Source organism: Olivibacter sp. SA151 (genome assembly GCF_054130995.1).
The window spans coordinates 1,694,170-1,719,540 of the sequence record NZ_CP096391.1 but is presented as its reverse complement, the minus strand read 5'-3'; the positions used below and the strand labels follow the sequence as shown (position 1 = coordinate 1,719,540).

At 41.1% G+C, this 25,371-nt stretch carries 22 protein-coding genes and 1 tRNA gene; 12 read left to right on the top strand and 11 right to left on the bottom strand.

What is annotated here, in order from left to right; translation table 11 throughout:
• The first annotated feature begins 8 nt into the window (after positions 1–8).
• The 5 genes from M1D52_RS06815 to M1D52_RS06795 all read left to right on the top strand — a co-directional run bounded on the left by M1D52_RS06815 (position 9) and on the right by M1D52_RS06795 (position 7,089).
• The gene (locus M1D52_RS06815) at positions 9–1,592 is read left to right on the top strand and encodes a RagB/SusD family nutrient uptake outer membrane protein (RefSeq protein ID WP_437391912.1); all 1,584 of its coding nucleotides are present in this window, start codon (positions 9–11) and stop codon (positions 1,590–1,592) included.
• A 12-nt stretch (positions 1,593–1,604) separates the two neighbouring features.
• Positions 1,605–3,002 carry a DUF5018 domain-containing protein gene (locus M1D52_RS06810; RefSeq protein WP_437391911.1) on the top strand — a complete coding sequence of 466 codons (1,398 nt, stop codon included), beginning with the start codon at positions 1,605–1,607 and terminating at the stop codon, positions 3,000–3,002.
• A 77-nt stretch (positions 3,003–3,079) separates the two neighbouring features.
• On the top strand, positions 3,080–4,180 hold the full coding sequence (locus M1D52_RS06805; protein WP_437364650.1) for an SGNH/GDSL hydrolase family protein: 1,101 nt from the start codon (positions 3,080–3,082) through the stop codon (positions 4,178–4,180).
• A gap of 11 nt (positions 4,181–4,191) precedes the next feature.
• Entirely contained in the window at positions 4,192–5,538 is a 1,347-nt protein-coding gene (locus M1D52_RS06800; RefSeq protein WP_437391910.1) for a family 10 glycosylhydrolase, read from the top strand.
• Between the two features lie 24 nt (positions 5,539–5,562).
• Positions 5,563–7,089: a DUF4434 domain-containing protein gene (locus M1D52_RS06795; RefSeq protein ID WP_437391909.1), complete on the top strand. Its 1,527-nt coding sequence runs from the start codon at positions 5,563–5,565 to the stop codon at positions 7,087–7,089.
• Positions 7,090–7,316: 227 nt separating this feature from the next.
• Here M1D52_RS06795 and M1D52_RS06790 read toward each other — a convergent pair whose 3' ends face one another.
• The 3 genes from M1D52_RS06790 to M1D52_RS06780 all read right to left on the bottom strand — a co-directional run bounded on the left by M1D52_RS06790 (position 7,317) and on the right by M1D52_RS06780 (position 11,125).
• Positions 7,317–7,715, bottom strand: coding sequence for a hypothetical protein (locus M1D52_RS06790; protein WP_437391908.1), 399 nt, complete (start codon positions 7,713–7,715; stop codon positions 7,317–7,319).
• Between the two features lie 2 nt (positions 7,716–7,717).
• A complete protein-coding gene (locus M1D52_RS06785) occupies positions 7,718–10,180 on the bottom strand; it encodes a TonB-dependent siderophore receptor (RefSeq protein ID WP_437391906.1) in 2,463 nt (820 codons plus the stop codon).
• Positions 10,181–10,588: 408 nt separating this feature from the next.
• Complete coding sequence (locus tag M1D52_RS06780) at positions 10,589–11,125, bottom strand: DUF4168 domain-containing protein (RefSeq protein WP_437391904.1); 537 nt, start codon at positions 11,123–11,125, stop codon at positions 10,589–10,591.
• A 229-nt stretch (positions 11,126–11,354) separates the two neighbouring features.
• Here M1D52_RS06780 and M1D52_RS06775 point away from each other — a divergent pair, with 229 nt between their 5' ends.
• The 3 genes from M1D52_RS06775 to M1D52_RS06765 all read left to right on the top strand — a co-directional run bounded on the left by M1D52_RS06775 (position 11,355) and on the right by M1D52_RS06765 (position 13,089).
• Complete coding sequence (locus tag M1D52_RS06775) at positions 11,355–11,939, top strand: class I SAM-dependent methyltransferase (RefSeq protein WP_013668260.1); 585 nt, start codon at positions 11,355–11,357, stop codon at positions 11,937–11,939.
• A gap of 231 nt (positions 11,940–12,170) precedes the next feature.
• Positions 12,171–12,728, top strand: coding sequence for a dihydrofolate reductase family protein (locus M1D52_RS06770; RefSeq protein WP_437391902.1), 558 nt, complete (start codon positions 12,171–12,173; stop codon positions 12,726–12,728).
• Between the two features lie 10 nt (positions 12,729–12,738).
• Positions 12,739–13,089: a DUF2200 domain-containing protein gene (locus tag M1D52_RS06765; protein WP_437391900.1), complete on the top strand. Its 351-nt coding sequence runs from the start codon at positions 12,739–12,741 to the stop codon at positions 13,087–13,089.
• A gap of 423 nt (positions 13,090–13,512) precedes the next feature.
• On the opposite strand, the gene M1D52_RS06760 is transcribed toward M1D52_RS06765, so the two are convergent.
• Positions 13,513–13,583 (bottom strand) — tRNA-Cys (locus M1D52_RS06760).
• Positions 13,584–13,745: 162 nt separating this feature from the next.
• Between M1D52_RS06760 and M1D52_RS06755 the strand changes: the two genes are divergently transcribed.
• Together M1D52_RS06755 and M1D52_RS06750 are read left to right on the top strand one after the other, a co-directional pair.
• Positions 13,746–14,012: an SGNH/GDSL hydrolase family protein gene (locus M1D52_RS06755; RefSeq protein WP_437391898.1), complete on the top strand. Its 267-nt coding sequence runs from the start codon at positions 13,746–13,748 to the stop codon at positions 14,010–14,012.
• Positions 14,013–14,108: 96 nt separating this feature from the next.
• Entirely contained in the window at positions 14,109–14,594 is a 486-nt protein-coding gene (locus tag M1D52_RS06750) for an ankyrin repeat domain-containing protein (protein ID WP_289552279.1), read from the top strand.
• 30 nt (positions 14,595–14,624) lie between these two features.
• Here M1D52_RS06750 and M1D52_RS06745 read toward each other — a convergent pair whose 3' ends face one another.
• From M1D52_RS06745 to M1D52_RS06735, 3 genes are all read right to left on the bottom strand, one after another.
• Complete coding sequence (locus tag M1D52_RS06745; protein ID WP_437391897.1) at positions 14,625–16,811, bottom strand: catalase; 2,187 nt, start codon at positions 16,809–16,811, stop codon at positions 14,625–14,627.
• 12 nt (positions 16,812–16,823) lie between these two features.
• Positions 16,824–17,375: a YciE/YciF ferroxidase family protein gene (locus M1D52_RS06740; protein WP_013668265.1), complete on the bottom strand. Its 552-nt coding sequence runs from the start codon at positions 17,373–17,375 to the stop codon at positions 16,824–16,826.
• Positions 17,376–17,632: 257 nt separating this feature from the next.
• Positions 17,633–17,956 (bottom strand): hypothetical protein, encoded by a 324-nt coding sequence (locus M1D52_RS06735; RefSeq protein ID WP_130856537.1) that lies wholly within the window; start codon positions 17,954–17,956, stop codon positions 17,633–17,635.
• Between the two features lie 199 nt (positions 17,957–18,155).
• On the opposite strand from M1D52_RS06735, the gene M1D52_RS06730 reads away from it, so the two are divergent.
• Positions 18,156–18,308 carry a lmo0937 family membrane protein gene (locus M1D52_RS06730; protein ID WP_013668267.1) on the top strand — a complete coding sequence of 51 codons (153 nt, stop codon included), beginning with the start codon at positions 18,156–18,158 and terminating at the stop codon, positions 18,306–18,308.
• 371 nt (positions 18,309–18,679) lie between these two features.
• Here M1D52_RS06730 and M1D52_RS06725 read toward each other — a convergent pair whose 3' ends face one another.
• Positions 18,680–19,666 carry a family 43 glycosylhydrolase gene (locus tag M1D52_RS06725; protein ID WP_165446995.1) on the bottom strand — a complete coding sequence of 329 codons (987 nt, stop codon included), beginning with the start codon at positions 19,664–19,666 and terminating at the stop codon, positions 18,680–18,682.
• Positions 19,667–19,901: 235 nt separating this feature from the next.
• Between M1D52_RS06725 and M1D52_RS06720 the strand changes: the two genes are divergently transcribed.
• On the top strand, positions 19,902–20,129 hold the full coding sequence (locus tag M1D52_RS06720; RefSeq protein ID WP_013668269.1) for a hypothetical protein: 228 nt from the start codon (positions 19,902–19,904) through the stop codon (positions 20,127–20,129).
• A 166-nt stretch (positions 20,130–20,295) separates the two neighbouring features.
• Here M1D52_RS06720 and M1D52_RS06715 read toward each other — a convergent pair whose 3' ends face one another.
• From M1D52_RS06715 to M1D52_RS06705, 3 genes are all read right to left on the bottom strand, one after another.
• Complete coding sequence (locus M1D52_RS06715; RefSeq protein ID WP_013668270.1) at positions 20,296–20,514, bottom strand: hypothetical protein; 219 nt, start codon at positions 20,512–20,514, stop codon at positions 20,296–20,298.
• A gap of 203 nt (positions 20,515–20,717) precedes the next feature.
• Entirely contained in the window at positions 20,718–22,241 is a 1,524-nt protein-coding gene (locus M1D52_RS06710) for a glycoside hydrolase family 43 protein (RefSeq protein WP_437364635.1), read from the bottom strand.
• Positions 22,242–22,501: 260 nt separating this feature from the next.
• Positions 22,502–25,339, bottom strand: a complete 2,838-nt coding sequence (locus tag M1D52_RS06705; RefSeq protein ID WP_437391896.1) for a sugar-binding domain-containing protein — start codon at positions 25,337–25,339, stop codon at positions 22,502–22,504.
• Positions 25,340–25,371: the final 32 nt, after the last annotated feature.

Below are 25,371 nucleotides of genomic sequence, written 5' to 3'. Positions count from 1 at the left end.
TTACAGAAATGAAATTCAAATCTATATACCGTGCACTAACATACGCAACACTATTGGCGTTTCATAGTTGTTCTATTGAACCCGAATTGACAGATGTGTATGGCGAAAACGTTGCTTGGAGCAGCGAAACGAACGTCGAGTTGGCGTTGAATAAATTCTACCCTTTGATCGGTCAAACATATTATACCGCACATGTCAATCAAGATGCTTACGCGGATATTCTTAAAAAAAATACGCCGAATGACGAAATCAACCTATTGGTTTTAGGTTCATCAAGCATTACACCTGGAGCAAACCTCCTTGATAACTGGTCGTGGGCATACACATGGATCAGACATTGCAATGAGTTTTTGGATGGGCTGTATAAAAATGGAGATCATCTCTCAGAAGCGTTTTACCGGAAAGCGGAAGGTGAAGCTTTGTTTTTCAGGGCTTACGTTTATTTTGAATTGGCAAAAAGGTACGGAGCCAGCGTTATTATTTACGACGGATTAAATGATGGGATAGGAAAAGCACGCAGCACCCCGGATGAAGTATGGGACTTTATTGCCGCAGATTTGGATAAAGCGGAAACTCAATTACCGCCCACCACGTCAGCGTCCCAGCGAGGAAAGTTGACCAAAGGAGCAGCCCTCGGACTAAAAGCACGCGCAATGTTATATGCTAAGCGGTGGAAGGCTTCATCAGATGCGGTCGAGGCTATGCAAGCATTGAACCTTTACGATCTGCACCCCAACTATGCAGAACTATTTAATCAACGCCGGAGCGAAGCAAAGGAAAATAAAGAAAGCATTCTGGAATTCGGTTTTTCCTCGCCAAATTTCACATATTCCTTTGATTATTTTTTTGCGCCGCCATTGGACGGAGGATATGCCCAAATCAGTCCTACGGACAATCTAGTACGTGCTTATCAAATGGCTGACGGAACCGATTTCAACTGGAATAATCCAATGCACGCCGCTAATCCCTATGTCGGACGCGAGCCACGGTTCTATGCGTCAATTTTATACAATGGCGCCCTTTGGAAGGGAAGAACGATGGAAACTTATGAGGGAGCCAAAGACGGTTACGCCGTGGGAGGTGGTACGACCTCTACGGGTTACTATATGCGTAAGCTTTTCGATGAAAAATTGACCGATTTGGGAAAAGGCGAGCTGACCTTTTATTTTATGCGCTATGCAGAGGTACTGTTGATTTATGCCGAAGCTTTGGCCGAACAGGGACAGCTTGTGGCCGGTACCGAGGCTTTAAATAAGGTACGTCGCCGCGCCGGTTTTACTAAAGATCTTTCCGCAACCAATAAAAATCACTTACTGGATTTGATCCGTCACGAACGGATGGTCGAGTTGGCCTTCGAAGGGCATCGTTATTGGGACCTTCGACGCTGGGGTTTAGCAACAAGTCTACTTCATGGTACGCATATGGAAGGGGTGAAGATTACCAAAGGTACAGACGGCAGTTTTAGCTATGAGTTGGTAGACGTTGATAATGGACGTACTCGCGTATACCCTGAAAAGTATAACCGCTTTCCGGTACCTATTGTAGAGATTCAGCGAAATCCCAATATAGAACAGTTTGATGAATGGAAATAAAAATGGCCAACAATGAAAACGAATTTGAAATATATACTGATCCTCACCGCAATGTGCATCTTTGCGGCTTGCCAAAAAGTCGACTTACATAAAGATACGCAATTCAATAAAGGTTTGTTGAATTTTATGTTAAGCATCCCCGGACAAACAACAGAATACAGTGCACGAAATGCCGGCCCCTATCAGGATGGTGATACGGTGTACGTTGAAGTGCCCACTACCGACGATGAGCCTATTGATCTTTCTCAATTGCGCGCTACGGCAAGCCTGGAAAATAATGCGCATATCGAGCCCGCACTCACCGGAATCATGGATTTCACCAAACCCTTGGATATTCTCGTCACTGATGGAGACGGCAATATAAAGCGTCACATCGTCAAAGCAGTGCCAACACTTCCGCGTACAACCTTCAAAAAATTGTGGTTCTATACTGCGGATCAGCTCGGTGTATTACGTACCAATATTTCCGGTTTGACGGTAGTGAACGATCATATCCTCGTCGCTGATTTCTCAGGAGGGAATCTCGGACCCGATGTTGGCGTGCGTGTGTATAATGCAAATGACGGCAGCTTTGTCAAAACTATACCTGCACCGACCACTTTCTGTATGCAAGTCGTAGCTGACGATGCCAGCCATTTTGTCGTTAATAGGTATAATATTTATTCAGCAGGATTGATGCTTTATTATTATGAAGATATTAACAGTGAGCCAAAACTGATCTTAAACTATACCGCAGCTGGTGGTGCGCCGGTGGAGCTTGGTCGGAAGATAAGCGTGATCGGTAACTTGAAACAAGGCAAAGCTTATGTATATGCGACGGCTCCGGCCATAGATAATCAGATTTATTATTGGGAATTCAACGATGGAATACCTACAAGTACAACGCCGACACTTATCCGTTACGCAGCAGCCGAACCTTGGACTTTTGCAACCGTACAGCGCAAATCACTGGACCCTAACTCAGACCACTACTTGAGCTATTGCAATTATATCGCATCCGACGCTAACCGGGAAAAAGGAAGTCGTTTTGTTCAGTTCTCGCCAACAATGGAGGTCGTGGAAATGGCACCATCCAACCATTATTATAAAATTTTGGATTTCGAAGTATTTACGGTGAATGACAATCAATTTATGGCTGTACTAACGCAAGGCTTTTTTGCCTGGGACGCAACCCATGTAAAAGTGTATGACATCACCGATCCTTCCAAAATGACGCTGATTGCGGGATCGGCCGGATACCGAGACTTTATGCTGTTTGAATCCGATGCCTATGGCGGAACCAATTATAATCGATACGGCGACATCGATGTCCGCATAATGGGTAAAAATATTACCATCTATGCCTCCATGGCAACCAACGATAAAACGTATGCAGGTGTAATGGCCTATCAGATGAACTACAACCGTTAATTAGATCGCAATTTACCACGAACATTATCCATTGAAACTTGAGATTAATGGATAATGTTTCATTATGAAGATAATATATGATTAAAAGAATAATTTGCGTATTGGTGGGGCTCGTTTATACGATCTCCGTCTTTTCGCAAAGGAGGCAGACTGAAATTCAAGCAAATGCTCCTTCGATCACCTATACGGGACGTATATTGATCGGCGACATCGGAGAAGTTACCTATGACTGGCCGGGCACTTATTTCCAGTTTCTACTCAATGGCGATGCCTGCTGGATGCGCGCTTCGGATATTGGAGAAAGCCATTTCAATGTCTTTGTGGATGATCAGTTAAAGCAAAAAATCGTTATTTCGGGTAAAGACACGCTTATTAACCTGGTAAAGGGACTTGATAAAAGAAAAACACATCACATCCGCGTACAAAAACGCTCGGAAGGAGAATTCGGAAGAACAACTATCCATAGCTTTCTCATTAATAAAGGTGCAGTTATACAACCCTTACGATCCCGACCTAATCGTTTTATTGAGTTTATCGGCGATTCTTTTACAGTGGGATATGGCACCGATGGCTTACATCGAGATGAACCCTTTTTGGTAGCAACAGAAAATGCTGATAAAACCTATGCCTGTATATTGGCTCGCTACTTTGAGGCTGATTATGCGCTCATAGCCCATTCGGGCCGTGGTGCTGTGCGAAACTACGGTGATTCACTCACGAGTTCCCGCTATACAATGAAGGACGCAATGATGAATACATTGAACAGTGATACCACCATCCATTATTCCTTTGACCGGTACCGGCCCGACTTGGTAATTATCAATTTAGGCTCAAACGATTTCTCTACACAGCCGAATCCTTCTCAAGAAGAATTTGAAGGGGCCTATACAGCAATCATCCAAAAAATCAGAAAGACTTACGGAAAAAACACAAAGATTTTATGTGTGATCTCGCGCCTTGGGGGCAGTGTCGAAAAATATATCAATCAGGTTATCGAAAACCTTCAAGATCCGAATGTCTATGCAACGGCATCCTTAAGAGGCGTAACGAACAACGATTCGGATATGGGAGCTGCCTGGCATCCCGGATATACCGGACATCAGAAAATGGCGATGTTCATGATTCCGTATATTTCCACCATCATGGGCTGGCCTTTAGAAAATAAAACGGTAAAATAATCATTACCATCATGTATAGGATATTCACAAAATGGCTGGCTTGCGGTTTTCTCTTTCTGTTTATCAGTTGCACCGCTTCTGAACCAAAGCCAAAAGACGATCAGGAAAAACCGGGAGAAAACGAGCCGCCGACTGTAACGTTCGAGGAGACGGCACAGTTGAAAAAAATAAAAGGTAATTCCATCCAAATCGATCCCAATATGTTGTATGAGCAAGGGATTTCACCGGCGACATTGATTGTCGACCTTAAAATGGCTAATATAAAATCGGTCCATTTTTTCGTTGCCGGTTATTGGGACGGTCTTCGAAACGATCAGTTACTTAAACCTGACTATCTACAGGCACTCAAAAGAGAAGGAATCGCTATTTGGATTATGCTGCTTGGCAATTGTATTTATGGTTCATCCGGTTTGCCGGAAGATTGGCAAATGGAATTTCTGTCTCCTTACCCTGACCAAAGTATCGAGTTTTACTCTTTTCATCGGCCCGAATTTGTAGAATGGCAAGTGAAACGCGTAAAAAACGTGCTTCTGCATTACGATGTGGACGGGATCGAGTTTGCTGAAAGCTACTTCCCCGAATGGAAGACCATCAATGGGAATGGCTTTTATGGAGACGTAAGTGCGTATGCCAGAAAAAAATTTACGGAAAAATATGTAGGTGCCAGCCGTTCGACCTTATCTTTTGATTATATCCGTAAAGATCCAACGCTTTATCCCAAGTGGATGGACTTTCGGGCGGATGCTATTTTGGATTTTAACAGAAAGATAAAGGCTGCTATACAGGAAACGAAACCAAATGTGCTTTACGCAGCCTGGGGTATGGGTGTACGAAAAGGAACGATGGCAGAAATCCGGGAACATTTCGGACTGGATATGATCCAGATGGTAAAGGAAATACAACCTGATGTTCTGGTTTTACAAACATCAGCGCAGGATTGGTTAGATCCTCACCTTTTACCTGATTATACAAAGGAATATGCCCCCTTGGCAAAAGCCATACAAGCGGCAAATCCGAAGGTTGCCTTAAGCATTCAAACAGACATCGTTTCATTGGGATACAGCAATCCAAATGTAGAGAAAAGACATCCTGAATGGTGGTTACGTTTCTTTGATCATTCCCTGCAATCAGGCTACTACACCAATACAGCTTATGAGTACGCCTTTTCAAAGAAAGAGGGCATATGGATCGAGCGAAATTTACCGGATCAAATTCCCCGTAAGTTGTTTAAAGAAGCATCACTCCAAGCTGCAGTGTTGGCAGATGCCGAAATCCCCTTGGCTGTGGTGAAAGAACAAGATAACCATTGGAAAATGGTGTATACAGCAAAAGGATTAGGCTGGTTTTATCTAGATTAATTGTAATATTTTAAACCTTATAGAATGAAATTAAGTTTTTTGAAAAAATTGCTTGCTTTTGGATCTTTAGCGATGATTATCGGAAATCACGGGACGGCACAAACGATAAAGCCCTTAAAAGGAACTTGGATCAATATACCTTATCAGGATGTGCGAAATAAATACATGAATCCGGCACACGTAAACTATCTTGCTCCAAATTTCTGGAAAACAAAGATTAGAGAATACGCGGATATGGGACTTTCCTATCTGGTCATAATGGCTGTCGCCAATGAACAAAAATCGTTCTACCCCTCGCGTTTTATGGCGCCTGCTTATCCAAACGGGCAGCTAAGCCCCGTAGAAGCAATCATGGAGGCCGCAGATCAGTATAACATGCATGTGTTTATGAGTTGCGGCTGGGCCATTGATCAGGATGATAATATCCGCGACCCAAAGATCAAGGCGATTCAACAAGAGATCATGAAGGAAACGGCCGAACTATTCAGTCATCGCAAATCGTTCTTTGGCTGGTATTTACCGGTTGAAGATAGTATGGAACCTATACTTCCGGACCACGCCATTGATGCAGCAAATACCTTAACGGCCATGGCGCGTAGTTTAACGCCGAATGGTAAAATTATGATCTCCCCCTATGGTATATGCCATGCTGATATCGATAATCCGAAATTTGCTGAACAAATTAAAAAGTTGAAGGTCGATATCATTGCCTACCAAGATGAGGTTGGCTGCGTGCGCGAGCCAATGCCAATGCCGAGAATGAAAGCAAACTTCAAAAAATTGGGCGAAATCCATAAAAACAACGGTATCCAATTTTGGTCGAACGTTGAGTCATTTACCTGGGAAAAAGAGGATAATTCGCGGGAATCGGCTTTAATTCCGGCCGCCTTCCCCCGCTATTTATCACAGATTGTAGGCGCCACTATGGCAGGTGCCGAACAGACCATCAGCTTTTCCGTTTACGGAATAATCGATGATATTCATTCAACAATGCCGATTGGACAACCCATTGCATCTGCACAATCCTATCTCGATTTTACGGAATGGAGACAAAGGAAAGGTCGTTGGCCATTGCTGGAGCAAACATTCAAAGGAGACGTCGCTCATGTGGCGAAGGGGGCATTTGTAAAATATGAAACGGTACCGTCCGATACTTACGATCAAGGTGATCTAACGGATGGACATTTAGGGCAGGAAGATTATAAACAGTCGAGCTGGAAGGGTTTCGAGCATGGTAAAATGAACGTAGTGATCGATCTGAAAAGGGATGCTAAAATACAGTCCATGGCAGCCCGATTTCTTCATTACCGACCCGCAGGTATCGCCTTACCAACGACGGTGAGCTTTTATATTTCAAAGAGTGGAAAAACCTTCAAAAAAATTAAGACAGTGTCTATGCAACAAAGCTCAAATGACCGTCACGACTGCTGGATCGATCTTGCTTGGATTGACAAATGTGAAATGGAAGGACGGTATATCAAAGTAGTTGCCGACCAAGAAGCCGCTCAGTGGATTTTCTGCGACGAAGTGCTTGTTAACCCAACTTGGTAATCTTTATTGAAGTTTGTTGTTCTGCTAATACAAGTTTCGACCCGCTGAACATAACAAATTTTCGACAATTTTTTGTTTGATTTACTGTTTTCCGTATCTGTAGAGCATGTTTGTTAAAAAAGCCGTCTATTTGAAGACGGCTTTAATTTAAGTTTGTACTAGAGCGGAGCTGGCGATTCGAGCAAATCACCTTGGGAATCTCATCTCCTTTTTGACAACGGACAGTATTACGTTTCGGCTATCTTCCACTTTCTAACGTCAAGCACTAAAAAGAAATTAGCTACAACTACAAAACTGAGCAAACCGACTTGTGAGATATTATCTGATTCTTTGTAGATTGTTTCTCCTAAATGAAACACATTTAAAAGGAGTAGCATAATCGCCCAGGTAAAAAGGAACAATATGAAACCTTTCTTTTTAGTATAGAGTGTTAATAAGGCTAACAGCATGCTGAACACTTCAAGCACAAATCGCATCAGGTGCATACTTACCGGAACTTTACCCGTAGCGCCAGGTATTTTTATGTCCATACCAAATACGGCCTGGCTAAAGTGGTAACTGCTGTGAAACAGATAACAAAGTGCGATCATAAGCCAGATAAAGGCGATTCTATGCTGGATGTTCATAATTAAAATTTTAACCCGGCGCCCACAATGAAGTTACGCGGTGCTTGTGAATTGAATGTGGAATAACCTGTCCAATATTTCTCATTTCCAATATTATTGGCTGAGAAGGTAATTCTAAATTTCTTTAGGTCGTAAAATATGGATGAATTGATAACAATGTAAGCGGGTGCATAGATTTTTCCAGCTGCAACTGAATTGACCAAGTAGTTTTTACTGGCGTAGTTACCACCAAAGCTAATGCCCAACCCTTCTGCTAACCCGAAAGGAATACGGTAACTTATATATAGATTACTTAAGTGGGTGGGGCCTGAAGTTTCGGGTCGCAGACCGTTTAAGCCGCCACTGGCACCATCTGCATCAATTTTTTCATATTTACTGTCGTTATAGGCATAACCGGCGATAATATTAAGTCCGTTAATTGGATTGGCTACAATCTCGGCTTCAAAACCCTTACTTAATTGGGTGCCATCCTGAATGTTTTGATTTGGTACTTGCGCGTAAGGGCGAACGATATCCTTCACTTTGATATTGTAATAACTAAAAGTACCCGATAATTTTCCACCAAATGCGTCCAGTTTTACGCCACCCTCTAGCTGATTGGCCTCTTCAGGCTTAAAGCTTTTACCTTCATAGTCAACGCCCGTTTTATTTGTAAAACCGTTCTGGTAATTACCGAATACCGATACTTGATCTTTTACAACCTGATAAATCAAACCGAACTTTGGCGAGAATGCCGTTTGAGCGTAACTATCAGAAGTGATATCGGTGGTCGCATTATAAATGCCCCTATTAAAGAAACGGTCAATCCTGATTCCTGCTAATGCAATCAGTTTGTCCGTAATATTGAGTGCATCAAACATAAAGGCACTGTAGGTATTGGTGTTTGAATTTGGTTCGTAGTTTAATGAAGGTTTAGTTCCGTATAAGGTTGAAACTTTATCCTCGTTAAAGTCGTTGTAGTTTGGTGCCGGTCCTGTAGCAGGCACGAGATCAAAGAAATCAGGCGTCTGTTGACCGCCGAATACATTGATAAAACGCTCATAAGAAATATTACTCTTATACTTAAAATAATCCAGTCCCACAGTCAGCCTATTTCTCATCCCCCCTATTTTGAAATCACCTTGCAACAAAGGCTGTATTTCTATTGCATGATCGCTTCCATTCGGCGACCACACCATTCGTGCCAGGTTGTTCGCTCCAGGAGTAGCGATCCCCAACAAAGCGTTAGGAACGAGCATTAAATAAGGTGTTCGACCTTCCGAAGAGCTGTTGGTTACCGATACATTAGTTTGTAATTTCCAGTCCTTATTTATTTGATAGTTCATCGCACCGAATAAATTGATATTTTCGGATTTGTTATATAAACTATTATTGAGAAATGCTTTGTCATAATCGATGTTAATCTCATCGATCCGGTCCGTACCTAAGTTATCCACGGTATTGCCATAGAAAAAAACGCCCATAAAGTCGTTGGCTTTCCCTGAAAAGATTTCTGCGTCTAAATTAAAGTTCAGCTTATCGTTTACCTTATAACTTAAACTAGGAGCGAAAGCAAAGCTTTTACTAAAGCCTGCATCACGGAAAGAATGTTGTGTTATATAAGCTGAATTTACCCTAACCAATACAGATTTATCGGCATTCATGGGGGTATTGACATCTGCGGATATTCTATTGAGCCCGAAGCTTCCTGTACTGTAATCTATCCTGCCTCCCAAACTATCATACGGTGTTTTCATGACTCTGTTAATCAATCCGCCATAAGAAGTAATTGTATTACCAAATAAGGTGGCTGATGGGCCTTTGATGACTTCGATGCGTTCGATATTCACCGCATCAATGCTTGAAGCAACATTTCCCGATATGCCATTGCGAGCTTTTATATTCGTTATGAATCCTCGTTGGCTGAAAATTGGACCTCCAATTCCGGCTCGCCCTACTGCATCCCACATTTTATGGACGCCTGGAGCGTTTTTTAGGGCGTCCTCCACCCTAAATAGTTGTTGTTCGGCAAGTAAATCACCTGAAATAATGGAAATATTCTGTGGATTTTCCAGATTTCGCAGCGGCATTTTTGCTGACGCATCTGTCTTTTTAACAGCAAACTTATTGGTATGACCTGCTTTTATATTAACCTCCTGTAGTTGTGCTGAATTATAAGTAATATTAAAGTTGGCGGTAACGGTCTCTCCCAGCTTCACCGCAACGGATTGTGTTTCACTATTTGCTCCAACTGCGGTGGCTTTCAGGATATAATTTCCCGGTTTTACATTACTGATTTTATATTCTCCCCCGGTATTGGTTACGGCCCCTTGGCCAGTACCAGTTAATACAACAGATACATACGGTGCCGGATTTCCGTCTGATGTTAAAACTGTTCCGCGAACAACGCCGTTTTGCTGCGCTAAGGCAGCCAAACTTGTCAGTATAAGGGTTACGAATAACTGAACGTGTAGTGTTATTTTCATTACTGTTTATTTAGATTAATTCCAAATACAAAAGAATAGATTAATTCTGATTCCCACAAATTATTTTGACACCGTTTCTTTACGCTTTACGATGGATTGCATTAGGAAAACTTAACCGATCTGAATTCACGCCTTGCACTGATACGGTACAGCTAAAAGGCATCGAGGATGTGAAGGTTTAAAGGCTGTACAGAAAGGCGGTATTGACACCAAATACCTTGGTACTTAACTAAGGCAGTTTCTACACTACCGGAACAAGAAGGTAAGCGAAGAGATCATACTGGGGCTTTTAATTCGTTAGACAAAGAGAAATATAGGTAAAAATGTAAAAAGGCTTGTTGAACACAAGCCTTTTTACATTTTCTTCAAATAAGATAAATCGTTCTATCTTATAAGGTGGCAGATTTCTCATTTCTGCTCCGCTCTGGGTACGGAGTTCTGTTTTTCTTTCATCTTCTTATCTAATATCCCCCTGACTTTCTCACTTTGTTGATAGGCTTGTGCAATCTGCAAATAGGTCTCGACCTTTAAGCCTTCTTCTTCGACCGCCTTGGTCATCTTTCCTTCCAACCCCTGCTGCATGCCATTTATTTGTTCTGCCGCCTTTTGGAATACAGCCAGATCCTTCGGATCTTGCTTCGCAGCGGTGCTGTCCTGCTTTTGTTGCGCTTCTGCCATGGCATTGAATTTATCTACCGACATTCCTTCCTTCTCTATAATTTTCATCATCTCGCCTTGTGCTTCTGTCTGAATCGCGGTTATCTTTTGATTGGCATTGAGGAAACGATCCAACTCCTGCTCATTAAAATCTTCTTTTACCTGCGGTGTTTGCGTTTGGACGGGTGCTTGACCATATACGACTGAACTGCTCAAAACAATTAATAGCAATGCAAATGCACCCAAAGCTGTATTATACCTTCTTCTAATTCTGTTAAATGCTTTCATTTTTTCCTATTTTAATAGATGTACTTATTATTATAACGTAATGACATGATATTATTGCCCATTGGCTTAATTAAGATTGCCTAACCCGTTAAGATTTATGAACAATGATCTGGCTATTCTTTTAAAAGCGCTAATTTAAAAGGATGTTTCATTGCTCAATTTGATTGATATTTTCTTTATTTTTATTACAGGGCTATAAATGGCATAACTTCACACCCAAGAAATAAAAATGGACAAATCAAATGGTTATGAAAAAGTTGCGAAGACCTTTAGTGAAGTTCGTGGGCAAATTGTTGACGGAATCGGTGCATCTTCCGTCAGCATGTGGGCACAAACACTTCCTAAAGGTTCAGTTATATTAGATCTCGGTTGTGGAACGGGCATTCCGATTACGAAAGTTTTGATAGATGAAGGCATGTCGGTTTACGGAGTGGACGCATCACCTACATTAGCTCAAGCTTTTCGGAAAAACTTCCCACATTGCCCTATTGCCTGTGAACAGGTAGAAGATTCATTATTCTTTAACCGTAGTTTCGATGCCATTATCGCATGGGGGTTATTATTTTTATTACCCAAGGATAACCAAGCCATGGTGATACGGAAGATGGCCGAAGTACTGCGGATTGGCGGTAAATTGTTATTCACGGCCCCATCTTCAATAAGCGAATGGACGGATATCCTTACCGGACAACAATCAAGATCGCTTGGCACGAAAAAATACAAAGAAATACTATCGGCTGTTGGATTGTCCTTGATAGAAGAATTTGAAGACGATGGTGAAAATCATTACTATCATGCTGTCAAAGTCCGATAAGGTTAATTGCTTTATATTTATAGATTTATCATATTTATTTCACCTGCTTTTACTTCCACAAGCTTATTCAAATCTGCTTCTTGCATTTCACCTTTCTTTAAAACGTGTAATGCATGTGAATAAGTTATACTCCTATCTTTGTATCCATTTTGCTGTTCTGTATATTTGAAGTAAGTAAATCACTGTAAAAACACAATAAGCAGAACCAATTTTGATCTAAAAAATAAAAAAATGACCAAGTTAATAATGTGGAACATCATCACCCTCGACGGTTACTTTGAAGGTAGCCAACATTGGGACCTAAGTTTTCATAACAGTGTATGGGGGCAAGAACTTGAAAAATTAAGCCTCGAACAGTTGCACGCAGCGGATTATCTTATTTTTGGGCGGATAACATATGAGGGTATGGCCGCTCACTGGACGAAAGCTAAAGGGGAAATTGCCGACCTTATGAACAGTATACCGAAGATTGTTTTCTCGACAACATTGAAAATGGCAACATGGAATAACTCCAAATTAATCAGCGGTAATGCTTCGGCAGAAATTAGCAAACTCAAAACGCAAAGTGCTAAGGATCTATATGTATTTGGTAGCGCTAATCTCTCAGAAACTTTTATAAATGACAATTTATTTGACGAATACCGTATTGGTATTGCACCTATAATTTTAGGAAGCGGAAGACCTCTTTTCAAACAAGGAATTTCGTCAAAAAATTTATCGCTCGTATCAACACAACAGCTCTTGACGGGCGGTGTAGTATTAAAGTACACAAGTGCCCCTGAGCAATAACTTGAAAAAAATGGATAATACAAGAGTTTACAAAATGTCTTTTGCCAGCGTATACCCCCATTATATACAAAAGGCGGAAAAAAAGGGTCGTACGAAAGCGGAAGTTGACGAAATAATATACTGGCTGACCGGATATGATGAAGACGCGCTGCAACAACACCTCGACGATAAAACAAATTTTGAAACTTTTTTTGCTCAAGCGCCACAAATAAATCCGAACGTTTCAAAAATCACAGGTGTTATCTGTGGATATCGCGTGGAAGAAATTGAAGACAAACTCATGCAGAAGATTCGCTATTTGGATAAATTGGTGGATGAACTGGCTAAAGGCAAGACGATGGAAAAGATTTTAAGAAAATAAAGAAAAAACCACCGCTCAAAATTTGAGCGGTAGTCTAACACATTAATTATTATATTACTTGCTACCGATAAAGGTAGGCTTCTGAAATTAATACCGTATAAGAAAAAAAAGCCACCTCTTCAAAAAATAAAGAGGCAGCTCAAATGAACTTATAATGAATTGTTCTTCAAATATCGTTGTGACAGATTAGGGTGAAATAAGAAAAGCCGTCCTTAAATCTCAAAAAAGGACGGCCAAACAGAATGAAAAAAATTTACCTGTACCACTGAACACGTGGAATATCAAAGCTAGCCTTCACCTATTAAATTGCTATAAGAATTGATGTAAAAAAACCGTCCTTTATGATGCGATCAAGGGCGGTTTAATTAATTCAGGTGAACTCCAACTAGTGGAGAAAGTACATAGAAGTATTTTTCTGACTTGAGGTCGGAAGTGGATTCGAACCACTCTGGGATCTCTTGCGGAGCTCTGCCTAACCGCTCGGCCATCCGACCTTTTGTTTATAGAACAAATTTAGTAATGTCTGTCATCTTTACTCGGCACAAAACAATCACAGAAAAATGTATATTTATGTGACTGATATCTTTTTCTGTTTTGTCAAAAGGTGTTGATTTTTTAAAACTATGAAAGAAGAAGCCCGGTATTGATTTGAATAAATGGGTGGTGTGCTGATCGAAAGTATAATTAGGGAAAACGGGTATTTTGGGCAGGTGGGCAATAATGTAACACGGCAAAATGAAAGTATTTCGAATTTATCAGCTTTAAAAAACGAAAAAAATAAAGACATTTTTTCTATAACAGTTAAGCAGTTAATCGGTAACGATCACGAAGCAACAATGATGGTACAACATTTAACAGATTTGAGGTTCACGAGAATTTCAGAAACAATTAATAAGGTACTTGAGCAGGCGATTAACAAATAACGTGATACCAAACATTTCAGCAAAGTATGCGTTATCCACTGTAAGGTCGACGGTTTACCACTCAATCGTGCAAGTATTAAATCAATTGGTTAATTCATGAACAAGGAAATAAATAGCCTAATCAACGCAGCAAGAATAGGCGACTTACAGCAGCTACAAGCATATATCACCGAGAGAGCAAACCTGGATGAGCGGGACGAAAGAGGTTACACACCACTCATTATTGCATGTTATAATAACCGATATGCGGCTGCAAAGCTGCTACTTGAAGCAGGCGTAGACGTTAACGCCCAAGATTTTGGCGGCAATACCGCTCTGATGGGCGTTGCTTTTAAAGGGTATCCCGATATCGCCGAGCTCTTAATTAGCCATGGCGCAGATTTAAACATACAGCATGGAAATGGTGGGACGGCTATCATGTTTGCTGCCCTATTTGGGAGAAATAATTTGGTTGAATTATTACTTAATCATGGAGCCGACGTCACGATTCTCGAAAAAAGAGGATTAACCGTACTTGATCTAGCTGCTCAACAGGGCAACGAAGAGGCCATTACAATAATCGAAAAATATATTACTGAATAAAGCCATCCCTATAAGATGGCTTTATCTATTTTACGCAGGCACCTGCCGTGGTTTCTCCCGTTCCCAAAATCGATGTAAAGCAATGGCCTTTATAAACAGCCGCGCTAATTTTTTCTGGTCGGAGCTTACTGCAACACCTTCGGCCAATATCGTCTCTTCAGAAAAATCAGCGGGTAATTTATTCGCAAAGTAGGTTGCTTCGAGCACCTGTATGGCTTGTTCATCAGCCGCAATGGCTTTGCAATGTTTGAAGGCTTCATTCAAAAAGTGAACGGCATTTGCCTCGGCTTCAAGCGTTGCAACGCTGTTTGTACCTCCAGGCACATAAACGGCATCATACAAAACAGAGGCTGCTGTTAAAAAGCTTTCATCAACTGGCACCTCCTCTCCGTCCATACTGACGACTGCATTAAGTCTCGGCGCAATGATATGCACTACAGCTCCTTCAGAGACTAGAGCAGTTTTCATGTTGTTTATAGATTGCGCATTTACTCCATCAGCTACTAGAAAAGCGATCTTCCTTGAAATAATGCGATCTTTAACTGTATTTTTCATACTCAACGCTTCTGAACGAGCCAGTGAAGATTCTACCTGCGTCGGTTGATAATCAGCGGCGTTACCATCGGCAGGAATACTATGATTGATAGGTTGCTCAGGCTTTTGAGGTACTTTTAAGCCAAGCGCGTAGGCCACTTCTGAAGCAAGCCCTTTATCGATTAGGGACAAAATACCAATCATCCGTTGCCTTACGGCAACGGTTTTGACTTTACCAAGTTCGAAGGAGAAAGCATCAATTAGGTGATTTTTCTCCGGGTCGGACTGGCTATTAAAAAACAAACGCGCCTGACTAAAATGATCGAAAAAACTCTTACTCCGTGCACGTACTTTTTTTGCATCAATACGTTCCTGATAACTTGCAAACCCGCCTTCAGAAGCTTTCGCTTGTATAGGATCTCCGTTACCTAATGAATTCGGATTATAACTGGATTTGCCTTTGTTTATCTGCTGTCGCATATAACCATCCCGCTGGTTGTTATGGATAGGTACGATCGATCTATTGATGGGAATTTCATGAAAATTGGGACCACCTAAACGAATCAATTGTGTATCTGTGTAAGAGAACAATCGTCCTTGGAGTAAAGGATCATTAGTAAAATCAATCCCAGGTACAATATGACCTACATGAAAAGCAGCTTGCTCCGTTTCGGCAAAAAAATTATCCGGGTTACGGTTCAATGTCATCTTTCCAATACGCTTTACAGGCACCAACTCCTCCGGAATAATCTTGGTAGCATCTAAAAGATCAAAATCGAACTTGAATTCGTCTGCCTCCGGCACAATTTGTACGCCCAGTTCCCATTCGGGGAAGGCCCCACTTTCTATCGCTTCCCATAAATCCCGTCTATGAAAATCAGGATCTTTACCCGAAATATTCTGTGCTTCATCCCATGCCACTGAATGGACTCCTAACAATGGTTTCCAGTGAAACTTTACAAAGCTGGCCTCTCCCTTTTCGTTTATAAAACGGAAGGTATGAACACCGAAACCTTCCATCATCCGATAGCTGCGCGGAATCGCCCGGTCGCTCATGAGCCACATAATCATATGGGCCGATTCAGGCATTAGGGAGATAAAATCCCAGAACGTGTCATGTGCAGAAGCCGCCTGTGGAATCTCATTATCCGGCTCCGGTTTTACGGCATGAACTAGATCAGGGAACTTAATAGCATCCTGTATAAAGAACACGGGCATATTATTGCCGACCAAGTCGAAAATTCCCTCTTGTGTATAAAACTTTACAGCGAATCCTCGGACATCCCTAGCTAAGTCTGTTGATCCCCTAGACCCTGCCACTGTTGAAAAACGGACAAATACAGGTGTCTCTGCTGTCATATCATTTAAAAAATGTGCCTTGGTGTATTTATTCAAGGGCTCATATAGTTTAAATACTCCATGAGCACCGGAACCACGGGCGTGCACAATACGTTCGGGTATGCGCTCATGGTCAAAATGCGTGATCTTTTCGCGTAGTATAAAATCCTCCAAAAGTGTCGCACCGCGTTCACCTCCCTTCAGCGAATTTTGATCATCATTAACTTTTACACCCTGATTAGTAGTCAGGAATTGACCGGTACTCTGTTCCTTATCTGGCTCTAATTCCTCGATCTTCTTATTCACAGGTTGATCTTTTGATTGTTTTATTTTTTGTTTAGCCATTTGTTTTGTTCTTTAAGCTTCCTCCGCGGCTTGATAATTTATATCATTTTCAGCCACGTCAGTTAATAATTGATCAGCAGTCTTTTCTTCGATGAGGGTTTGCTCTAAGAGATTTGCTACTTCATTTAAACCCAAAGTAACAGCGAGCTGCTGAAGCCCCCCGTAGCTGGCAATTTCGTAGTGCTCGACTTTTTGTGCGGCCAAAATGATGCCTACATCTCGCGTCGCGGTTTGTGCCTCGGTGCTTTCGATAATGCTTTCTCCTTCCTTGGTTAACCCTTCCATAGCATCACATTTTTTAGCAATTGCTTTTTCGCCAAGTAAACTAAACACCTGCTCGAGCCTAGCGACGTGTTCTATCGTCTCTTTTAAGTGATTTTGAATTGCCGTAGCAAGTTTTGGAGAAGTAGCCTCCTTAACCATTTTAGGAAGATTTTTGACCAAATGGTTCTCTGCCCAGTAGATATCCATGATACCGTCCAGGAACAAGGCCCTTAACGCGGGCTCTGCTGTTACAGAAGTTTTTGTTTTAAATTTAGGCTCTGTGCCTGTTTCATTTTTCATAGTGATGATTTTATTGGTTTATTTTTACTGTTGCTGTAGATAGATTTACTCGTTATCTGGATCTATTATAAAACTTCGTCTTTACGCGAATTGTTTGTAACAATTAATAAGTCTGCGTCAGATTGAAGTTTGACTTAATTCAAATGGATTACTTAAACGGAGAACATCGTTGATCCGTTTATACCTTCCTCACATAGCACTGTCTAAATTTTCTCTCCATTTTCAGGAGCAAGTCTTTGACGATAGTCTATCCTCTTCTATAGATCTTCCTTTTCATATCCACCCAAACAATCCAGGCAGGCATTGGCATATGCATCATATTCATTGTAAGCAGCCCCGATTTTACCAAACAGCGTTATTATTCTATCTATGCGTATTTCACTCCCTGTATCCAAAACCACAAAAACGCCTTCGCTTTTCTTCTCTTCTATGCGAGTGACACTCCCCTTTGCTTCAGCAACTTGATTGTTTGCGTCGAAAAAGAAAATTTTACCCCTACTTCTTTTACTGATCTCTTCTTCTACTACCTCGCGATATTCCCAAGGCACAGGAAGGTATGACTCGTTTTTATTATCAGCCATAATAAGTTCTTTTCTTTGCTAACAATTAGGGAGTTAAAGTGTTTAGCGAAGTGCGATTTCGGAAGCTTGGCTGATAGCGGCATCGCCTAGTCATTCAAGTACGCCCTGCAAGAATACATTTCTATTTTTTTTTAAAACAATTTTGGCCAATTGCTTATTTATTAGATAACATCTTATTTAAATTAAAATTTAAAAACCTATGGGAAATTTACTTTATATTGTAGCCGTTGTGCTCGTTATTATTTGGGCAATTAGCTTTTTTGGCGGTTACGCTCAGGGAGGAATTATTCACGTATTGTTGGTTATTGCTATTATTGCTATACTACTGAGAGTAATAAGAGGCGCTGCATAAACGATTTTTCTTTTTGCAGAAGATTAGCTTGGAGCTTATTAGCTTCAAGCTACTTTCATATATGGATTGTTCAATCCATTCTATTAAAAAACATACTGATGAACGAGCTCAACGACTAACCCACCACTTAACAAAGAAAGATTCTCCGTTTACCTACAACTATCGTTAATTGAGCTAAATGTATCAATCCTAACCAACCACCTTTGTACAATCATTTAAAAACAAATAGAAAATGAGCACAAAGAAGTTCGTTACCCCTATGGTCGTTCGATAGTTTCACATCCGAAAGGACATCGCCTTATTTTGGACGAGGCGTAATATATCTCTAAAGAGCCATCTGCCTATTGAATGGTTGGAACCTGCTGTGTGGTTTAATTATGAATTTTCGGCAATGCCTCCGTCCATTTTAATTGTATGTTCGAAAGATACCAGGACAGCCCATCTCCGGTGTTATTTCCTTGAAAAAACAAATAGTATTTTCCATTTTTTGTTTTAAAGATATCCGGGTGGCCGGACTCACTTTGATTCCAGGTTCCGGCCTTGCCATTTGCCAAAAAAGGTTCCTGTACTACACGTTTCCAATGGACTCCATCTTCACTTTTTGCCAATCCAATTTGTTGTGGATCATTGTTATAACTTCCTGCATAGAACATATATAAGGTATTGTCCTTTTCGATCACAGAAGCAGCTTCAATACAGCTACCTTCCCAAGGCAGCTCGGGCTTTAAAATAGGACCATCATGAGCTAGTTTCCAATGCGCTTTGCTGAAATCAGTGCCCTTAGGAGCAACAGCAACTCCCTGCATCTGTATTTCACCTTTAGGGTCTCGTGTAGCAAAAAAGAGAAAATATTGCTCTTGAAAAAAACAAACTTCTGCATCGATTGCGCGACCATTATTCCAATCACCTGTAGGTCTAAAAATTGGATTACTGTTATTTCTAGTAAAATGAATTCCGTCAGTGGAATAGGCGTGGCAGATGGCGTCTTTAGGACCATTGCCATATGTTTGATAAAAAAGGTGAATGGTGTCACCACGTACCAAGGCACCGGGAGCACATAAGCCATTTTGCTCATAAGTCGACATTTTATTCAATGTTCCAACTTTCTCCCAATCGATCAAATTATTGCTTTTTGCAATACCAATATGCCAACCCTTCCCCTCTTTGCCAGGAATGGAATAATACATCCAATATGCATCATTAAAATATATTACTTTAGGATCTTTAGCAATGGGTTTTCCCGACGATCGATCAGTAAAGTACATTTCGGGCTTCTCCTGAGCATATAAGTTTCCGAACCAAAGAAGGATAAAGAAGAAGCCTGTAACGATAAGGGGTAAGCGCATTTCCTGTCTCATATTAGTGGTCTGAATGATCTATGATTAGCATCGAAAGCTAAATAACAAAATTTTATGGAGTTTAAAACAACTATAATGTATCAAAATAACTGCGATTTGACTCATTTGATAAGTTAATCCCAAGTGAAACGCACAATTTGCTTAATACAAAACCTATTAAACTTATCTTTCTTTAAAATGTTGTTGCTAAATCAAGGAGATAGAAAAAATCAATAAATCAAAAGAAAGTACGAGGATGAAAAGGAAACTTTTTTTGGAAAACACCGCTAAAAACAATATCGTTGGACAGGCCGCGGCTAGTCGTGTTGCCCTTGGCGCAATCGCTATCGGGGCAATGGCTATTGGGGCCCTTGCAATAGGAGCAATAGCTATAGGCCTGTTGCGAATTAAAACCGGAAAAATCGGCAAACTCCATATAAGCGAGCTTAACATTGATAAACTAATAATGAAGGATCGATTATAAAACACGATCAATCGGCTTTTCTCATTAGAGCTACAATAATGGCCTAATATACAAGCACGCTCAACCTATCATTTACAATAAAATTAGCTGGGGGTTTCCGTTATTAATGTAACTAAAGGATAAAAAATTTGTGCTTAGCTAGACGCGGGGAATAGCTTTTGTAAAGCTATTCCTCATATAGCAAAGTGGCATTATAGCCCATTCGGTGAAGCGCTTCAGCCAACACGGCACCCTTTAAGTTAATTGCCTGGACTATCAATAGGTTATAAATAGAGTCAAAATCAATTTTCCATTCTCGGATTTCAGAAAACTTATCAAGAATAGACTTAATACGGCCCATTTCCATAGGTGAATTGATGTCTGTCATAAATTTCAACGTTTCCATAGCTTGCGATTAAATTTTCGATGAGAGATTTTATATTACGATTCAGCTATCTGAAATAAATCAACATAATTTCGCTTCGGCGTCCATTTCAAATATAAACACTTTATTATCACCGCAAAAGCCAAAAACAGAACATTGTAACGAAACAGTGGTTTTATGTAATAAACATGAAGATGACTATATTTATAAAAACCAATCGCACCTTACGGTTCTAGATAGTCCAGGTTAAAGAATTGAAATGCCGCTTCGTTACCCTGCGGTCCTTTAAAATTTAATCCGGGCCGGGGACTACGATCCCAAGGTGGCAAAAAATCAATTGCATATTTGTAATTTTTGCCAACTAATTCTTGCCATTCGTTAGACTGCTTCCAATATGCACTACAGGTAAAATCAGGAGATATTCGCATCTTTAAATAAACCGGGTACTGCTTTTTTGATAAAGGTTGCCTATCGAGCACCTCTCGCTTTCCGTCCTTTATTACCCAGAAAACCACCTCGTCACCCTCGCTCGCAACTCCAATTGACGCATTTTCATCACCGTAAACAACCAATCCTTTGATTGCTTCATTATTGTTTAGAACGAGTGTACTGATTTCATAAGCAACGCTATACGGTCTTAAAGTTAGCGCTATTCCGGCGCTGCTTGCTACATCATACTTCCCTGAAAGAAGTAATTGCCCATTTTGCCTTTGAATCTGTGGTTGCATATTTCGAAAATCCCATTGCCAGTAGGCCTGCTCTTCGTTTTTTCTAAAATCATGATGGCTATCATTATAGGCAAGTTTGGCTGAAATGGCCTTACCAAAGACTGGCCATTCACCCTTCCATGCTAATTCGGAAATATGCCCTTCCCTTCCTGTGAAAACGTGGCTCTTCTTATTATAAGCATGATATATATAAAAGGATTTTCCGTCCTTATCTTCAACAAAAGTGCCATGTCCGGGACATTTCCAACCGTCTAAATCACTTAAAATAGGATTACTATCATATTCTTCATAAGGCCCTTCGATTGCTTCTGCACGTGCCACTCTTACATTATAGGTGCATTCGAGACCACAACAGGCACCGGCAGAATAAAACAAGTAGTAATAGCGATCCTTCTTTAAAATACTTTGCCCCTCAATTCCTGCGCCTCTTGTATCCTTTAGCATGGTAAAAGGCTTCCCCATTAAAGAAAGTCCATCGTCTGACAGTTGACACCCTAAAATTTCAATTGGTCTTTTGTCCAAACCGTATGCTTTCCACGTGATATATAACTGTCCATTGTCGTTCACAACAAAAGCATCAATTGCTTCCTTTCCATATTCTATTAAAACACCTTGATCCTTAAAGCCACGGTCGGGGAATCTGGAAGTTGCCACGCCAATACAGGAAACACCATCGCTCTTTCTTCGAGCTGTATAATAAACATAATAGGTTCCCTTATGGAAATAGTACTCGGGAGCCCAAAATGATCCTTTGGTCCACTTTGGAGCGTCTTCAAACAAAAAACCAACTTGCTGCCAGTTGTTCAAGTCAGTAGATTTAAAAATCGGAAAATGCGGTCCCCACTCACTCGATGTACCGATCGCATAATAGGTATTCTCTTGTCTTATAATGGATGGGTCTGCAAAATCACCAGGGATCACGGCATTTGTATGTTGAGCCAAAAGAATTTGGCACATTCCTAAATATACGACAAAAAACGGGGTAATCTTATTAAAGTCGAGCTTCATTATCTTAGACATCTGACATGTTATTTTGCCTGCAAACGTAGGTGCTAAAAATACATATTATAACAAAAGAATAAAGTGCCCTATTTCTCATTTATTCAATAGATCATCTCAAGGTATACTTTTTCAATTAACTTTTCAGGAAAATGAGCATCATGTCCATATTGTACCTGGAATGACCTCACAAAAGGAAGTGGCTAACGTGTTAAAAGCTAACATCAATTAGGCCTAAGTGTCCTGGAAAATGTACCCCCACATATTGGCAGGTGGTACATCTAAAATTTATTATTATGTGTCAACTGAGCAATCTCATTTTCCTGCAATGTTGTCTTAGGAGCGAAGGAAGATGACTGCATGTAGGCACTAAGGCTATATAATAATTGACGAGCCTCCGGCCTGTTTTGACGGTCCGTCAATAAATCGATTGCAGACACGATCAGTTTACCCTTTCCTATGTTGGCCTCAAAAACTAATCCTAACGGTCTTGCCGTAAACCAATCGTCAATTACGCGAACAATAGGCTTTAACGTTGGATCGATTCTATCGAGCCGCATAGCATCGGCATGAGTAATTGCATCCCACCACTGCCAGTTGGAATGGAAATCCGTTGGAAAATGTTGAAATGCCGGATGTTGGGGGTCGCAGAGGAGGCCAAGCGTAACAGGCGCCTGTCCACGCGTCCAAGCTGTATTCCAAAAAATGCTTGAAAAGCCTAAAGCGATATCGCCTCCCTTATCTTTCTTAAGAACACCTTTTCTTAAAGTGTACAGCACTTTACCTCCGCTTGCCAGTAGCTCCCTTGCTTTTTGATCAAAGCTAGCTGTCACATACACTTCGCTATTTACATTTGGCAGCGTTTTTGGAAAAACGAAGAAATCCCACTGATTCGCGTATTGACCTAAGGTCACTATAAGCGTGAGTTTCTTCGCTTCTTTTATCTCATTCAAATTCATAGTGACGGCACCGGCTTGTTGGTTGTTTCCGATCCGCAGCGTATTCATCAAAAGACTTCCGGTACCATAAACATGCTGTGCCTCATCAATAATTTGCCATTTTACGCTCACATTGCTTTTTTCTTCTGCCCCATAATGAGCAATTTCTATGGGGACTTTTAATAATTGATCGTTGGTATATATAAAATTGGGAAAACGTGCCAGTGGTACGGTACTATTACAAAATTGCCTATAAGTTTTACCATCTACATAGCCCTTATCCTTCCAAAACGCATTTAACACACCTACCAAAGCCGTACCTTGACCGGGAAAATCGTGCAGATCTAATAGTTGAAAGCCCGCAAAACCAGGTGTTCGCAGAGCCGCTTCAATATCGGCCTTATAACATAATGTCTGCAACTTACCTGATGCTTGCAAAAACTGATCAGCTAAAGTGTCCATTCCGGTTTCGCGTAAGCGATCGCGGAAAATCTCTAAGTTTCTTGCTTTCATTACGCCTGTATAGGCGCTTATTTCTTTAAAATCCGGATACACACACCATTGGCCAATTTCATGACTGATCGTAGGAATGTCGAATTGAGCAATACGCTCGTGCCAATCGTAATCACTTCTCGGTTTTTGCTTATTAATGATCGAGTTCAATCCTTCACCCCAGGATTGTATTCGCGGTTCCGGTATGTTGTTGTAGTCATTTTCTGCAATGGCAGGCCAACCCGCCGCGGTAGTGTATAAACGCCTCCCATCTTTGGCTTTCCACGTCTCCACAAATTTTCGAAGATACGCAACATGATTTTTTCCGCTAGGTTCATTTCCGTACGCCATCATTAAAAATGAGGGGTGATTTCCATACTGTGTCACGATCCGCTCGCTTTCACGATAGATATAATCATCCAGGGGTTTGCCATCTCCGATCGTAGCACCCTGATTTGCCCATGATGCACATTCTATTTGAAGATACATCCCAAGGCTATCGGCGGCTCTGAAAGCTGCTTCCGGAGGGCACCAAGAATGAAAACGAAGGTGGTTTAACCCGTAGGCCTTACAGGTTTTGATAATCTTCGCCCACGATGCAACGTCCGTTGCCGGATATCCTGTAAGTGGAAAAATGGCACTTTCCAGTGTACCACGTAAAAAAACAGGCCGTCCGTTTAAAGTGATTTCCTTTCCCTTAAGGGCTATCTCACGCATCCCAAAGTCTGTTTGATACCCAAAGGACTTCCCTTCTACCACTAAACTAGCTATCATGGTATATAAATTGGGGTTAAATTCGTCCCAGGTCTTAACGGCATTTCCCATCGGATAGTCTATTTTTATTTCATTAACACCACCTGTGAGAACTAATGTTTGTTGCACGTCTTTCAATCTCTCGCCCGCTTTCTCTGTTGCATAAAGTGTCAAAGAAGCGTTTACCGGCCGACTTATATTTACAATACGTGCACGGACAGCCACTGTTTTCTTTGATAGATCAGGAAAAACCTGTAAACTCTCTACACGCAGTCTTTCCAATGGCTTCAAGGTCATCTTTCCGATCATTCCATTCCAGTTGGTTTGGGTATGATCAGTAATACTATGTGCATTGGGACCAACATCGATGGTTTTAACCCTATTGTCAATACGAATAGTGAGCAAATGCTTTCCAGGCTTGAGACTCCCTTTAAACAAAAAGCGGTGCGGCGTGCTTAAGCTATTTTCAGTTCCCAGCTTTATGCTGTCTAACCAAACCGAACTTTCCCAATGGACCCGCTCGATGAGAAGCTCTGCACCCTCCTGATAAGCACTATCAGGTATTTGAATCTCCTTTTGATACCAAGCAGCCCCTTTATAATATTTCACTGGTTGCAACCAAAACGGTACTTTTATATTCCCTGCCTTACGATAGCGAGCATACGCTGTATCCGTAAAGTAAGAAGAATCAACGATGCCCCCCGTCCAAGGTGTATGGACATCTATATCGAAGCCTTTACCATTTGTAGTGGTTGAGCCTGGCAGCTTCACTTTTTCCTTTAGACGCCTTGTAAACCATTTTTCCCTTTCGCCAATATCCGCTGTATCCAATGAAAAAGTCCATTCACCTGTCAGATCAAGATGGCTCTGCGTCGACTTGTCTACCTTACAAGCTGCGAACAACGCAAAACAAGAAAGTAAGAGCAATTTATTCATGGTCATTATAATCGTTTTTAAATTTTCGTATT

Bases quoted from the DNA above. Each gene is read 5' to 3' on its own strand.
- M1D52_RS06815 (WP_437391912.1), top strand. From the start codon at position 9: ATGAAATTCAAATCTATATACCGTGCACTAACATACGCAACACTATTG.
- M1D52_RS06810 (WP_437391911.1), top strand. From the start codon at position 1,605: ATGAAAACGAATTTGAAATATATACTGATCCTCACCGCAATGTGCATC.
- M1D52_RS06805 (WP_437364650.1), top strand. From the start codon at position 3,080: ATGATTAAAAGAATAATTTGCGTATTGGTGGGGCTCGTTTATACGATC.
- M1D52_RS06800 (WP_437391910.1), top strand. From the start codon at position 4,192: ATGTATAGGATATTCACAAAATGGCTGGCTTGCGGTTTTCTCTTTCTG.
- M1D52_RS06795 (WP_437391909.1), top strand. From the start codon at position 5,563: ATGAAATTAAGTTTTTTGAAAAAATTGCTTGCTTTTGGATCTTTAGCG.
- M1D52_RS06790 (WP_437391908.1), bottom strand. From the start codon at position 7,715: ATGAACATCCAGCATAGAATCGCCTTTATCTGGCTTATGATCGCACTT.
- M1D52_RS06785 (WP_437391906.1), bottom strand. From the start codon at position 10,180: ATGAAAATAACACTACACGTTCAGTTATTCGTAACCCTTATACTGACA.
- M1D52_RS06780 (WP_437391904.1), bottom strand. From the start codon at position 11,125: ATGAAAGCATTTAACAGAATTAGAAGAAGGTATAATACAGCTTTGGGT.
- M1D52_RS06775 (WP_013668260.1), top strand. From the start codon at position 11,355: ATGGACAAATCAAATGGTTATGAAAAAGTTGCGAAGACCTTTAGTGAA.
- M1D52_RS06770 (WP_437391902.1), top strand. From the start codon at position 12,171: ATGACCAAGTTAATAATGTGGAACATCATCACCCTCGACGGTTACTTT.
- M1D52_RS06765 (WP_437391900.1), top strand. From the start codon at position 12,739: ATGGATAATACAAGAGTTTACAAAATGTCTTTTGCCAGCGTATACCCC.
- M1D52_RS06755 (WP_437391898.1), top strand. From the start codon at position 13,746: ATGGGTGGTGTGCTGATCGAAAGTATAATTAGGGAAAACGGGTATTTT.
- M1D52_RS06750 (WP_289552279.1), top strand. From the start codon at position 14,109: ATGAACAAGGAAATAAATAGCCTAATCAACGCAGCAAGAATAGGCGAC.
- M1D52_RS06745 (WP_437391897.1), bottom strand. From the start codon at position 16,811: ATGGCTAAACAAAAAATAAAACAATCAAAAGATCAACCTGTGAATAAG.
- M1D52_RS06740 (WP_013668265.1), bottom strand. From the start codon at position 17,375: ATGAAAAATGAAACAGGCACAGAGCCTAAATTTAAAACAAAAACTTCT.
- M1D52_RS06735 (WP_130856537.1), bottom strand. From the start codon at position 17,956: ATGGCTGATAATAAAAACGAGTCATACCTTCCTGTGCCTTGGGAATAT.
- M1D52_RS06730 (WP_013668267.1), top strand. From the start codon at position 18,156: ATGGGAAATTTACTTTATATTGTAGCCGTTGTGCTCGTTATTATTTGG.
- M1D52_RS06725 (WP_165446995.1), bottom strand. From the start codon at position 19,666: ATGAGACAGGAAATGCGCTTACCCCTTATCGTTACAGGCTTCTTCTTT.
- M1D52_RS06720 (WP_013668269.1), top strand. From the start codon at position 19,902: ATGAAAAGGAAACTTTTTTTGGAAAACACCGCTAAAAACAATATCGTT.
- M1D52_RS06715 (WP_013668270.1), bottom strand. From the start codon at position 20,514: ATGGAAACGTTGAAATTTATGACAGACATCAATTCACCTATGGAAATG.
- M1D52_RS06710 (WP_437364635.1), bottom strand. From the start codon at position 22,241: ATGTCTAAGATAATGAAGCTCGACTTTAATAAGATTACCCCGTTTTTT.
- M1D52_RS06705 (WP_437391896.1), bottom strand. From the start codon at position 25,339: ATGAATAAATTGCTCTTACTTTCTTGTTTTGCGTTGTTCGCAGCTTGT.